11 protein-coding genes are annotated in these 11,960 nt (G+C 69.3%); 10 read left to right on the top strand and 1 reads right to left on the bottom strand.

Annotated features, from left to right (window positions below):
• Positions 1 to 292 precede the first annotated feature (292 nt).
• Complete coding sequence (locus LG306_RS06625) at positions 293 to 361, bottom strand: hypothetical protein (RefSeq protein ID WP_350224835.1); 69 nt, start codon at positions 359 to 361, stop codon at positions 293 to 295.
• Here LG306_RS06625 and LG306_RS06630 point away from each other — a divergent pair.
• The 10 genes from LG306_RS06630 to murG all read left to right on the top strand — a co-directional run bounded on the left by LG306_RS06630 (position 360) and on the right by murG (position 11,922).
• Positions 360 to 608 (top strand): division/cell wall cluster transcriptional repressor MraZ, encoded by a 249-nt coding sequence (locus LG306_RS06630; protein ID WP_350224834.1) that lies wholly within the window; start codon positions 360 to 362, stop codon positions 606 to 608. The genes LG306_RS06625 and LG306_RS06630 overlap by 2 nt on opposite strands.
• Entirely contained in the window at positions 605 to 1,585 is a 981-nt protein-coding gene (rsmH, locus tag LG306_RS06635) for a 16S rRNA (cytosine(1402)-N(4))-methyltransferase RsmH (RefSeq protein WP_404419187.1), read from the top strand. The genes LG306_RS06630 and rsmH overlap by 4 nt, the downstream gene beginning before the upstream one ends.
• Positions 1,582 to 2,031: a cell division protein gene (locus LG306_RS06640; RefSeq protein ID WP_404419189.1), complete on the top strand. Its 450-nt coding sequence runs from the start codon at positions 1,582 to 1,584 to the stop codon at positions 2,029 to 2,031. Before rsmH ends, LG306_RS06640 begins: the two co-directional genes overlap by 4 nt.
• Positions 2,028 to 3,812: a peptidoglycan D,D-transpeptidase FtsI family protein gene (locus tag LG306_RS06645; RefSeq protein ID WP_404419191.1), complete on the top strand. Its 1,785-nt coding sequence runs from the start codon at positions 2,028 to 2,030 to the stop codon at positions 3,810 to 3,812. The genes LG306_RS06640 and LG306_RS06645 overlap by 4 nt, the downstream gene beginning before the upstream one ends.
• Positions 3,809 to 5,269, top strand: coding sequence for a UDP-N-acetylmuramoyl-L-alanyl-D-glutamate--2,6-diaminopimelate ligase (locus LG306_RS06650; RefSeq protein WP_404419193.1), 1,461 nt, complete (start codon positions 3,809 to 3,811; stop codon positions 5,267 to 5,269). The genes LG306_RS06645 and LG306_RS06650 overlap by 4 nt, the downstream gene beginning before the upstream one ends.
• Positions 5,262 to 6,680 (top strand): UDP-N-acetylmuramoyl-tripeptide--D-alanyl-D-alanine ligase, encoded by a 1,419-nt coding sequence (murF, locus tag LG306_RS06655; protein WP_404419195.1) that lies wholly within the window; start codon positions 5,262 to 5,264, stop codon positions 6,678 to 6,680. The genes LG306_RS06650 and murF overlap by 8 nt, the downstream gene beginning before the upstream one ends.
• Before the next feature lie 9 nt (positions 6,681 to 6,689).
• Positions 6,690 to 7,799, top strand: coding sequence for a phospho-N-acetylmuramoyl-pentapeptide-transferase (gene mraY / locus LG306_RS06660; protein ID WP_017504532.1), 1,110 nt, complete (start codon positions 6,690 to 6,692; stop codon positions 7,797 to 7,799).
• Positions 7,800 to 7,803: 4 nt separating this feature from the next.
• A complete protein-coding gene (gene murD, locus LG306_RS06665) occupies positions 7,804 to 9,297 on the top strand; it encodes a UDP-N-acetylmuramoyl-L-alanine--D-glutamate ligase (protein ID WP_404419197.1) in 1,494 nt (497 codons plus the stop codon).
• The gene (locus LG306_RS06670; protein WP_055805836.1) at positions 9,294 to 10,469 is read left to right on the top strand and encodes a putative peptidoglycan glycosyltransferase FtsW; all 1,176 of its coding nucleotides are present in this window, start codon (positions 9,294 to 9,296) and stop codon (positions 10,467 to 10,469) included. The genes murD and LG306_RS06670 overlap by 4 nt, the downstream gene beginning before the upstream one ends.
• A gap of 361 nt (positions 10,470 to 10,830) precedes the next feature.
• Complete coding sequence (gene murG / locus LG306_RS06675) at positions 10,831 to 11,922, top strand: undecaprenyldiphospho-muramoylpentapeptide beta-N-acetylglucosaminyltransferase (protein WP_404419199.1); 1,092 nt, start codon at positions 10,831 to 10,833, stop codon at positions 11,920 to 11,922.
• The last annotated feature ends 38 nt before the right edge of the window (positions 11,923 to 11,960 follow it).

Genomic DNA, 11,960 nt, shown 5'->3' on the forward strand with positions numbered 1-11,960 from the left:
TGGCCTCGATCCCATTGAGGCCCATTTCATCCCATGCTATCCCAGCATCATGATTTGGGGCTGAGAGGCGGGCGCGGCGGGCGTTCGTCAGGGCATCTAGGGACGGGCCGAAGGGCTCGATTGGACAGGGCGTGTTTCTCTCGACCTATGAGAAGCAGCTGGACGGCAAGCGCCGTCTCCTCATCCCCAACGATTTCCGCACGACCGAAAACGGCGCCGCTGGCGGCGTCTTCATCTTCCCTTCGATCGAGGCCGACTGCCTGGAGGCGGGCGGCGACCGCCTGTTCGCCGTCTATGCCGAGATGATCGAAGCCCTGCCGTTCGGCTCCGAAGAGCGTTCGGCGCTGGAGTGGCAGGTGATGGGCGAGCAGGTGCGTCTCGCCTACGACTCCGGCGGTCGGATCACCTTGCCTGAGGCGCTGTGCGCCGAGGCGGGTCTGGGCGACACCGTCGTCATCGTCGGCCTGAACGACCGCTTCCAGATCTGGTCGCGCGAGAAATGGGCGGCCCGCCGCGCCGAACAGCGCGCCCTGGCCAAGGCCGGCATGGCCCAGATCGGCGCCCTGAAGCTGGCGGCCCAGATGAAGCTGGCGGGAGGCGGATCGTGACGGACGCTTCCGCCAATTCTCCCCACGCCCCCGTCCTGCTGACCGAGGTGATCGAGGCCCTGGCGCCCGCGCCCGGCGACGTCGTGATCGACGCCACCTTCGGCGCCGGCGGCTACACCCGCGCCATCCTGAAAACGGGCGCCCAAGTCGTCGCCCTGGATCGCGACCCGACGGTCCAGCCGCACGCCGACGCCGTCGCCAGCGACTTCCCCGGCCAGTTCCAGCTGATCCGCACCCCCTTCTCGGGTCTGGCTCAGGCGTTCGCCGACAGCGGCAAGGCGAAGCTGGACGGCGCCGTCTTCGACATCGGCGTCTCTTCAATGCAGCTGGATCAGGCCGAGCGCGGCTTCTCCTTCATGCGCGACGGTCCGCTGGACATGCGCATGTCCGATGAAGGCGCGACCGCAGCCGACATCGTCAATACCTGGGACCACGGTCCGCTGGCGCACATCTTCAAACTGTATGGGGAGGAGCGCCAGTCGGGCCGCGTCGCCACCGCCATCCTGCGTCGTCGCGCCGAACAGCCGTTCACTCGCACCCTGGATCTGGCCGAGGTGGTCGAAAAGGCCCTGGGCGGCCGTCGCGGCGCGCCCATCCATCCGGCGACGCGCGTGTTCCAAGCCCTGCGCATCGCGGTCAACGACGAACTGGGCGAGCTGGAACGCGGTCTGGAGGCGGCCGAGGCGACGCTCGCCCCCGGCGGGCGCCTCGCCGTCGTCACCTTCCATTCGCTGGAAGACCGCATCGTCAAGGCTTTCCTGACCGAGCGCACGGGCAACAGCCCCGCCGGTTCGCGTCATGCGCCGATGGCCGTCGATCCGCGCAAGCCCAGCTTCACGCTTCAGTTCAAGGGCGCGCGCGAGGCGGGCGACGAAGAGCGTTCCACCAACCCGCGCGCCCGCTCGGCCAAGCTGCGCGCCGCCGTGCGCACCGACGCCCCGGCCTGGGGTCGGATCGATGGGAGAGCGGCGGCATGACCACGGCGCCCTTCTTCACCTATTCCCGCACCGCCCTGCAGCGTCTGTTCGACTGGAAGGTGCGCGGCGTGCGCTGGGTCGAGATCATCGGCGTGGCCCTGGTCGCGATCATGATCGTGTCGGTCTATGCGGCCAAGGCCGCTGCCGCGCGCGAAAGCAGCCGCATCGCCCAGATCGAACAGGACATCCGCGAGAACGGCCAGCGCGTCCGCCTGCTGCGCGCCGAGGTCGCCCGGCTGGAGCAGCCCGCGCGTCTGGAAAGCCTGTCGCGCCAGATCGGCATGGCCCCTGTCGCCGTCGCCCGTCAGGCCAAGGAAGGTCAGCTGACCGCCCTGAAACCCGTCCCCGCTCAACCCGCCGCATCTGCTCCCCCAGCCGCGCCGGCGCCCGCCGCCGTCGCCGATGACGCGCCCGTCCCCACGCCCTCGCCGGAGCCGGCGCAATGAGCGTTCAGGACCATCGCTATCATCGCCCTGCGCCGGGCGCCGATTTCCAGGAACGGCTGCAAGGCCGCCTGTCGCCCTTCTGGCGCTGGCTGACCGAACTGGTCTGGCGGCTGGAGCACGGCTTCGAGCGCGCCCGCGCCGACGCCCGCCCGGAAGAGGACACGCGCGTCCGCATCTTCCTGATTCTGATCGTCTTTTCCTGCGTCTTCGGCGGTCTGGCCATCGGCGCGTCGTACAAGGCCCTGTTCGCACCGGCCAATGGGCTGGGGCGCGGCGTCAATCCGAACGCTCTGGTGCGCGGCGACCTGACGGACCGCAATGGCGAGCTGCTGGCCACCAACATCATCCACTACGGCCTCTACATCGACCCGGCCGAGATCTGGGATCGCGACCTGGCCTATCGCCAGATCCGCCGAGCCCTGCCGCGCATCTCGGCCGAGCGGCTGAAGAAGGTGCTGGGCGGCGACCGTCGTCTGATCGCCCTGACCGGCCTGACGCCTCAGGAAAAGGCCGCCGTCCACGACCTGGCGCTGGGCGGCGTCACCTTCGAGCCCGAGGACCGCCGCGCCTATCCGCTGGGAACCTCGGCCGTCCATCTGATCGGCGACGCCGACACGGGCGGGCAGGGCGTCTCGGGCGCCGAACTGGCCTTTAACGACGAGATCCGCGCGGCGGGTCAGCGCGGCGAGGCCTTCCCCCTGTCCATCGACCTGCGCGTCCAGGGCGTGCTGGAAAACGAACTCGCCGCCGCCGCGATCAAGAACCAGGCCAAGGGCGCCGTCGGCATCGTCACCGACGTCCAGACCGGCGAGGTGCTGGGCATGGCGTCCTGGCCGACCTTCAACTCGGCCGACCGCGGCGCTGCGCCCGACGGCGCCACGCTGAACCGCGCCGTCTCGGGCCACTACGAAATGGGCTCGGTGTTCAAGACTTTCACCGTCGCCGCCGGCCTCGACACCGGCCGGGCCGACATGAACACCCTATTCGACGCCTCCCAGGCCTTCCAGATCGGCGATCGCAAGATCAAGGACTTCCACGCCCAGAACCGGGTGATGACGCTGGAAGAGGTCTATCTGCACTCCTCCAACATCGGCACGTCGCAGTTGGCGGTGCAGATGGGCCCCAACACCATGCGCGACTATTTCCGCCGCCTGGGCCTGCTGGACGCAGCCAAGATCGAGCTGAAGGAATCGGCCAAGCCGGTCGTGCCGCGTCGTTGGGACAACTCGACCCTGGCGTCGCTGTCTTTCGGCTACGGCATCATGATCACCCCGGCCCAGATGGTTCAGGCCATGGGCGCCCTGACCAACGGCGGTCGGATGATCCCGCTGTCGCTGCGCAAGGGCGGCGCCCGCAACGTCCAGCCGCAACAGGTCGTCACCGAAGAGACCTCGCGCGCCATTCTCGACCTGCTGCGTCGCAATGTCGTCAAGGGTTCGGGCGGCTTCGCCGATGCGCCGGGCCTGCGGGTCGGCGGCAAGACCGGCTCGGCCAACAAGCTGGTCGGCGGTCGCTATGACCCCAGCCACGCCCTGGGCTCCTTCGCGGCGGTCTTCCCCGTCGACGGCCCGCTGAACGGCAAGCGCTACGCCATCCTGATCGTGATGGACGAGCCGGGGACCTATCCCAAGACCGGCGCCTATGTCGCTGCGCCCGCCGTGCACAATATCGCGGACCGCATCGCCGGCTTCCTGGGCGTCGAACGCCGCGACGACCGCTGGCGCACGGCCTCGGGCGAGAAGATCCCGCAGTATCAGGACGTGGCGGGGGACGGGCTTTGAGCGCGCTTCACCTGTCCGACCTGCTGCGCCGCGACGTCTCCTCGGACCCCGTCATCACCGGCGTCACCGCCGACAGCCGCAAGGTCTCGCCCGGCGCCCTGTTCGTCGCCCTGCCGGGCACGGCCGCCGACGGCCGCGCCTTCATCCCCCAGGCCCTGGCGCAAGGCGCGGCTGCGGTTCTGGCGCCGACCGACACGCCGGATGGCGCGGCGCCCGTTCTGGTCACCTCGGGCGACGTGCGCCGGGCCTACGCCATCGCCGCGCGCGGCTTTTACGGCGCCCAGCCCAAGACCTGCGTCGCCGTGACCGGCACCAACGGCAAGACGTCGGTCGCCACCTTCTGCCGCCAGATCTGGGCCGGGATCGGCCATAAGTCCGCCAGCATGGGCACGCTGGGCGTCATCGGCCAAAAAGGCGTCAAGACCTACGCCCTGACCGGCCCCGGCCTGACCAGCCCCGACGCCGCCGAGGCCGCGCGCCTGATGGCCGAACTGGCCGCCAAGGACGTGACCCACGTCGCGCTGGAGGCCTCGTCCCACGGCATCGATCAGCGCCGCCTGGACGGGGTGGCCTTGAAGGCCGCCGCCTTCACCAACCTGACCCAGGACCATCTCGACTATCACGGCACCATGGCGGACTACCGCTCCGCCAAGATGCGCCTGTTCGAGACCCTGCTGCCGCGCGGCCGCACCGCCGTGCTGAACGCCGATTCCGACGCCTATTCGGTCTTCGCCTCCGCCTCGATCATGGCGGGCCTGGGCGTCATGGGCGTGGGCGAGCGCGGTCGCGACCTGACCCTGATCGGCCGGCGTGCGACGCCGGAGGGCCAGCGTCTGACCATCGACGTGCGCGGCGACATCCGCGAAATCCTGCTGCCCCTGGCCGGCGCGTTTCAGGCGTCCAACGCCCTGGTGGCGGCCGGTCTGTGCATCGCCGCCGGCGATCCTGCCGACGCCGTCATCGGCGCGCTGGAAGGCCTGACCGGCGCGCAAGGCCGCCTGCAACGCATCGACGGCGGCCAGGAAGGCCGGGGCGAGGTCTATGTCGACTACGCCCACACGCCCGACGGGCTTGAGACAGTTCTGAACGCGCTGCGTCCCCACGCGACCGGTCGACTGATCGTCGTCTTCGGCGCCGGCGGCGACCGCGACCGTGGCAAGCGTCCCCTGATGGGCGAGATCGCCGGGCGGCTGGCCGACATCGCCATCGTCACCGACGACAATCCGCGGTCCGAAGACGCCGCCGCCATCCGCGCCCAGGTCCGCGCCGGCTGCCCGGACGGGATCGAGATCGGCGACCGCCGCGCCGCCATCGAGGCCGCTGTCGAAATGATGCGTGACGGGGATGTGGTGGTCATCGCCGGAAAAGGGCATGAACAGGGTCAGATCGTCGCGGGCGTGACCCACCCCTTCGACGACGCCACTGTCGCGTCCGAGGCCCTGTCTCTCTATGCCTGAACACTCCGCCCGTCCGCTCTGGTCGGCCGCCGAAGTCGCCGCCGCCACGGGCGGAGTGCTGCACGGCGACGACCGCCCGATCACGGGCCTGACCTACAACAGCCGCGAGATCGTCCCCGGCGATCTGTTCCTGGCGCTCAAGGGCGAACGCGACGGGCATCAGTTCGCCAGCGGCGCCTTCGCATCGGGCGCTGCGGCCGCCCTGGTCGAACACCCGGTCGAGGGCGGCCCGTGCGTCGTCGTGCCCGACACCTTGCGCGGCCTCGAAGCCCTGGGCGTCGCCGCCCGCGAGCGCGCGCCCCATGTGAAGCGCGGCGCTGTCACCGGCAGCGTCGGAAAGACCAGCGTCACCCAGGCCATCAAAGCGGGCCTCGACCTCGCCGGTCCCGCCCACGGGTCGATCAAGAGCTACAACAACCACATCGGCGTCCCCCTGACCCTGGCCCGGATGCCGGTCGAGACCCAGCGCGCCGTGTTCGAGATCGGCATGAATGCGCCCGGCGAGATCGCGCCCCTGTCGCGCTTCGTCGCCCCCCACGCCGCCTGCGTCACCACGGTTGGTCCGGTTCATATCGAGGCCTTCGCGGACGGCGAGGCCGGGGTCGCGCGCGAAAAGGCGACCATCTTCCAGGGTCTTGTGCCGGGCGGTGCGGCGGTGGCGAACGGCGACGTCGCCTTCTCGGCTGTCCTGTGCGACGCGGCCAAGGCGGTCGGCGCGCGCCTGCTGACTTTTGGATCCGACGCCGGCCATGACGCCCGCCTGCTGGACTTCCGGCCTGACGCCGAGGGCGCGTCGATCGCGGCCGAACTGTTCGGGCGACGCATCGATTATCGCCTGGCCCAGTCCGGCGCCCACTGGGGCCTGAACAGCCTGTGCGTTCTCTTGATGCTCGACGCTCTGGACGTAACGCTGGACACGGGCCTGGAGGCCCTCGCCGGATTTCAGCCTCTGGCCGGACGCGGCCAAACCCGCACGGTCACGACGCCGGACGGCGCCTTCACCCTGATCGACGAAAGCTACAACGCCAATCCGCTGTCGATGGCCGCCGGGTTCAAGACCCTGGGCGCGCGCTCGACCTCGGGCCGCCGCGTGGTCGTGCTGACCGACATGCTGGAGCTGGGCGAGCAGAGCCGCGACCTGCATGAAGGCCTCGCCCGCCCCATCGACGCCGCCGGCCTGGACCTCGTCCACGCCGCCGGGCCCGAGATGCGCTGGCTTTACGACGCACTTCCGGTCTCGCGACGCGGCGTCTGGCGCGCGACGGCGGCGGAACTGGCGGCCGAGGCGGCCCTGCTGGTCGCGCCCGGCGACATCGTCATGGTCAAGGGCTCGAACGGCTCCAAGGCCTCGCTGGTGGCCAAAGCGCTCGCCGACCTTCAAGGCCGCGACACGACGCCCACGACGCGATAGGGAAGCCGAATGTTTTACCTGCTCTATCTCTACTACGCCGACGTGGCGCACCAGTATCCGCTGCTGAACCTGGTGCAGTACCAGACGGTGCGTGTGGCGCTTGCCATGGCCACCGCCATGATCGTCGCCGTCGCCATGGGCAGCCGCTTCATCAACTGGATCCGCGCCAAACAGGGTCGGGGCCAGCCGATCCGCGACGACGGCCCGGTGTCCCACCTGTCCAAGGTCGGCACCCCGACCATGGGCGGTCTGATGATCCTGGCCGGCATCGGCGTGGCGGTGCTGCTCTGGGGCGACCTGACCAATCCCTACATCTGGATCGTCAGCTTCGTGACGGCGGCCTTCGGCGTGCTGGGCTTCATCGACGACTACGCCAAGGTGACCAAACAGACCTCGGCCGGCCTGACCTCGAAACAGAAGCTCCTGGCCCAGACCGTCGTCGCCGTCGTCGCCGGCGTCCTGACCGTGCTGTGGATGACCGTCTCGCCGACCTCGCCGGGGCTCGAGACGTCGATCGCCTTCCCCTTCTTCAAGGCCGTGCTGCTGAACATCGGCTGGTTCTATGTGGCGTTCGCCGCCTTCACCATCGTCGGCTTTTCCAATGCGGTGAACCTGACCGACGGTCTGGACGGGCTGGCGACCGTGCCGGTGATGATGGCGGCGGGCGCGTTCGGCGTAATCTCCTACCTCGCCGGCAACTTCGTCTTCGCCCAGTATCTTCAGGTCCACCACGTGCCTGGCGCGGGTGAACTGGCCATCTTCTGCGCGGCCATGATTGGCGGGGGCGCGGGCTTCCTCTGGTACAACGCCCCGCCGGCCAAGATCTTCATGGGCGACACGGGTTCGCTGGCTCTGGGCGGCGCGCTGGGCGCCATCGCCGTCACCACCAAGCACGAACTGGTGCTGGGCATCGTCGGCGGCCTGTTCGTCATGGAGGCCGCCTCGGTCATGATCCAGGTCGGCTATTACAAGCTGACCAAGAAGCGCATCTTCCTGATGGCGCCGGTCCACCACCATTTCGAGAAGATGGGCTGGCCGGAATCCACCGTCGTCATCCGCTTCTGGATCATCGCCGGCGCCCTGGCCCTGCTGGGCCTGTCGACGTTGAAGCTGCGCTGATCCGATGATCCCCGTTCCCGGCTTTGAAGGCAGGCGGGTCGCGGTCTTCGGCCTGGGACGGTCGGGGATTACGGCCGCGCGCGCCCTTCAGGCCGGGGGCGCGATCCCGATCCTGTGGGACGACGGCGAGGCCGGCCGCGCGCAGGCGAAAGGCGAGGGCTTCACGGTCGAGGACCTGGCCGCCGCCGACTGGTCCGACTTCGCCGCCCTGGTTCTGTCGCCCGGCGCACCGCTGACCCATCCCAGGCCGCACTGGACCGTGGACCTAGCCCGCGCGGCCGGCGTGCTCGTCCTCGGCGACATCGAACTGTTCGCCCGCGCCCTGGCCGACCGGCCGAAGGATCAGCGGCCGCGCGTCGTCGCCATCACCGGCACCAACGGCAAGTCCACCACCACCGCCCTGATCGGCTGGGTGCTGAAGTCGGCGGGCCTGACGGTCCACGTCGGCGGCAATATCGGCGTCGGCGTCCTGGCCTTGCCCGAACCGACGCCCGACGCCGTCTATGTGATCGAGGTCTCCAGCTATCAGCTGGACCTGACCACGACCTTCGCCCCTGATGTCGCCATCCTGACCAACATCAGCCCCGACCACCTGGACCGCCACGGCGGCATGGACGGCTATGTCGCGGCCAAGGCGCGCATCTTCGCCAATCAGGGACGGGATGATGTGGCCCTGGTGGGCGTGGACGACAGCTGGGGGCAGGGGATCGCATCTGAACGCTCCCAGCGCGTCATCGCTATTTCCTCCTCCGCTCATCCCCGCGAAGGCGGGGACCCAGGGCTTTTGTCAGGACACGACGCCGAGGATCAACGTCTTGCCCCATCCCTACCGGTGGAGCGGCCACAAAACTGGGTCCCCGCCTTCGCGGGGATGAGCGGCATCAAGGCTGTCCCCGGCGCGATCTGGAGCGAGTGTCGCGAACTCGTAAACCTCACCGCCGCCCGCTCGCTTCCCGGCCGCCACAACGCCCAGAACGCCGCCTTCGCCTATGCGACCGCCCGTGCGCTCGGCATTGACCACGACGCCGCCGTCGCCGGCCTGCTGTCCTTCCCTGGCCTGGCCCACCGTATGGAGGCCGTCGGCCGCCTCGGCTCCGTGCGCTTCATCAACGATTCCAAGGCCACCAACGCCGACGCCGCGCGTCAGGCCCTGGCCTCCTACCGTTCCGTCTTCTGGATCGCCGGCGGCGTGCCCAAGGCCGGCGGCATCGCGGACCTGGCCGACCTCTTCCCCCACATCGCCAAGGCCTATCTGATCGGCGACGCGGCCCCGGCCTTCGCCGAAACACTTGCTGACACGCCCCACGTCATCGCCCACACCCTCGACGCCGCCGTGGCCGCCGCCGCCGCCGATGCGGCCTCTGCCGGCGGCGACCAGATCGTCCTCCTGTCCCCCGCCTGCGCCAGCTTCGATCAGTTCAAGGACTTCGAGGCGCGCGGCGAGGCCTTCCGCGCCGCCGTCCTGGCCCTCGGCGCCGTCCCGGAAACCGCGTCATGAGCGCTCCCTACACTCCCGCCTTTTCCCGCAACGACCAAAGCCATGTGGCCCAGTGGTTCTGGACCGTGGATCGCGGCCTGCTGGGCGCGGCGCTCGCGCTGATGGCCCTAGGCGTGGCGCTCAGCTTCGCTTCCAGCCCCGCCGCCATCCTGGCCGATGAATCGATCACCGACCCCTTCCACTATTCCTGGCGGATGATGGTCTTCTCGGGCGTGGGGCTCAGCATCATGCTGACGACCTCGCTGATGTCGCCGCGCGGCGTGCGACGCATCGCCGTCCTGGCCCTGTTCGGCGCCATCGTCGTGATGATGGCCTTGCCCTTCATCGGCGACACGGTGAAGGGGGCCGCCCGCTGGGTGAACTTCGGCCCCTTCAGCCTGCAACCGTCCGAGTTCGCCAAGCCCGGACTGATCGTCTTCGCCGCCTGGATGTTCGCCGAGGCGCAAAAGGGGCAGGGGGTGCCCGGCGTCACCATAGCGTTTGGTTTCTACGCCCTGACCGTCTCGCTGCTGCTGATCCAGCCCGACATCGGACAGACGCTTCTGATCACCACCACCTTCATGGCCGTCTTCTTCATGGCGGGGGTGCCGTTCAAATGGATGGCGGTTCTGGCCAGCCTGGGCATGGCGGGGCTGGTGTCGCTGTATTTCGTCTTCGGCCATATGCGGGACCGCCTCAGCCGCTTCTTCTCGCCCGAGACCACCGACACCCACCAGATCGACAGCGCGTCCGAGGCCATCCGCGCCGGCGGCCTGCTGGGCCGGGGCATCGGCGAGGGCGTGATGAAGCGCCGCGTGCCCGACCTGCACACCGACTTCATCTATTCCGTCGGCGCCGAGGAGTTCGGCCTGATCCTCAGCCTGATCATGATCAGCCTCTACGCCTTCATCGTCATTCGCGGCATGCGCCGGGCCATGAAGCTGACCGATCCGTTCGAGCAGACGGCGGCGGCGGGCCTGTTCATGCTGATCGGGCTTCAGGCCTGCATCAACGTCGCGGTGAACCTGAACCTGATCCCGACCAAGGGCATGACCCTGCCCTTCATCAGCTACGGCGGCTCCTCCATGCTGGCTATGGGCCTGACCATGGGCTTTGCGCTAGCCCTGACGCGACGCCGCCCCGGCGCCTACGAACCCGGCGCCAGCCTGACCATGGGCCGGCGGTTGCTGTAGTCCGCAACGGAGTTCCGTCATCCTAGGCCTTGTGCCTAGGATCCATAAACTCGGCCTTGTCCGCTCGGACTCTTTCGGTCGATACCGGGCGTATGGATCCTCGCCACAAGGGCGAGGATGACGAGATAGGTAGGCTACCAGCATTCTCTGACGAACAGACCCAAGCGATTACCGTCGCTTACCGCTCGCGATCGACCGTCTCCTGCCCACGCTGCAAAACCGTGCGATCCTGTCGCCGCCCCATTCCTCGCCGCACCGTTCCTGGCCGACATTAGACAGATTAGACGAATTAGACGGTGTTTTTGCCTGCCCACCGTCTGAACTTCAGACTATTCAGACCCTCTTTTTCGGAGCCTCGCCCATGACCAAGCTCTGCGTCGTCGCCGCCGGCGGCACCGGCGGCCATATGTTCCCGGCCGAGGCCCTGGCGCGCGAGATGGCGGCGCGCGGCTGGCGCGTGGTCCTGGCGACCGATCATCGGGGCGAACAATACGCCCACACCTTTCCGGCCGAGGAACGGCTGGCGTTGGACGCGGCCACCGGCTCCGGCCCGCTGGGGCTGATCAAGGCGGGCGTCGCCATCTTCAAGGGCGTGGTCCAGGCGCGAACGGCCTTCGACCGGCTGGGCGCCGACATCGTCGTCGGCTTCGGCGGCTATCCGTCCGCCCCGGCCCTGGTCGCCGCCGTCACGTCCCAGCGACCGACCGTGATCCATGAACAGAACGCGGTCCTGGGCCGCACCAACCGCATCCTGGCCCCCTACGTCGGTCAGGTCGCCTCGTCCTTCCCGACGCTGGAACGCGCGCCGGCCAAGGTCCAGGGCCGCTCCCACGTCGTCGGCTCGCCGGTGCGGGCCGAGATCCGCGCCCTGTTCGACCGCCCCTATGTCGCCCCCGCCGCCGACGGCCCGATCCATCTGCTGGTCACCGGCGGCAGCCAGGGCGCCCGCATCCTGTCTGAGACCACGCCCCGCGCGCTGGCTGCCCTGCCTGAGGCCCTGCGTCGCCGCCTGAAGGTGCAGCAGCAGTCACGCCCCGAGACGCTGGAGGCCGCGCGCCAGATCTATCTGGAGGCCGGGATCGAGGCCGAGGTCGCCCCCTTCTTCCGCGACATGGCTGACCGGCTGTCCAAGGCGCACCTGGTCGTCGGTCGCTCCGGCGCCTCGACCTGCGCCGAACTGGCGGTCGCGGCCCTGCCGTCCGTCCTGATCCCGCTGAAGATCGCCACCGACGACCACCAGCGCCTGAACGCCAAGGCCCTGACCGACGCGGGCGCGGCCGAGGTCATTCTGGAAGACGACCTGACCGTCGATCGCCTGGCCTCGACCCTGACCGACGTCCTGTCCGATCCGGCGCGCTTGTCGGCCATGTCGGCCGCCGCCCGCAGCGTCGCCATCCCCGACGCCGCCCAACGCCTGGCCGACCTCGTCGAGGCGACGGCGGGACGTGCATAATGTCCCCTCCCCACGTGTGGGGAGGGGGACCGCGTAGC

This window comes from Brevundimonas vesicularis, assembly GCF_044807075.1.
Taxonomy (GTDB): domain Bacteria; phylum Pseudomonadota; class Alphaproteobacteria; order Caulobacterales; family Caulobacteraceae; genus Brevundimonas; species Brevundimonas vesicularis_G.